Origin of the sequence: Micromonospora sp. ATCC 39149 (genome assembly GCF_000158815.1) — a bacterium.
Classification (GTDB): Bacteria; Actinomycetota; Actinomycetes; order Mycobacteriales; family Micromonosporaceae; genus Micromonospora.
In genome coordinates, this window is sequence record NZ_GG657738.1 from 4,306,068 (window position 1) to 4,306,701 (window position 634).

Genomic DNA, 634 nt, shown 5'->3' on the forward strand with positions numbered 1-634 from the left:
CTCCGCCGCCGGCAGCCCGCCGTCCCGGTACGCCTCGACGGCGTCCTGCAACGCGTGGCGGGCCTCGGCCAGCAGGTCGGCCTTGAGCCGTGCCGGGCCGTGCAGCCGGTCGCTCAACTCGCGCAGCCGCTCCTTCACGAGTACGTCGTCGCAGCGCACCATGCGACGAGCCTGCCATGCGGTGACTGCCGACGCGTCCGGGGGAATCCCGGAGCCGGCTCAGGGGCGGGGCGTCAGGGCCAGGTACCCGCGCTCGGCCGCCTCCTGGAGCAGCCACTGGTCCCGGTACCAGCCCGGCGCGGCGACCAACTCGTCGTGCCGGCCACGCTGGACCACCCGGCCGGCGTCGAGCACCACGATCTCGTCGAGGTCGGCGAGCCCGCTGAGCCGGTGGCTGATCAGCAGCACCGAGTGCCCGGCGGGGGTCGCCGCCAGCGCCGAGGCGAGCACCGCGTCGGCGGCGGACGGGTCGAGCCCCTCGGTCGGCTCGTCGAGCACCAGCACCCCGGGCGCGGCGAGCAGCGCCCGGGCCAGCGCGAGGCGCTGCCGCTGGCCGCCGGAGAGCTGTCCGCCCTCCTCGCCGACCACGGTGTCCCACCCGGCCGGCTGGGCGTGCACCCAGTCCAGCAGGCCG

At 77.0% G+C, this 634-nt stretch carries 1 protein-coding gene; it reads right to left on the reverse strand.

Annotated features, from left to right (window positions below; all coding sequences use genetic code 11):
* Nucleotides 1-219: 219 nt before the first annotated feature.
* Nucleotides 220-634, reverse strand: a 415-nt coding sequence (locus MCAG_RS29775) for an ATP-binding cassette domain-containing protein (RefSeq protein ID WP_157548552.1), incomplete at its 5' end; no start/stop codon positions are given.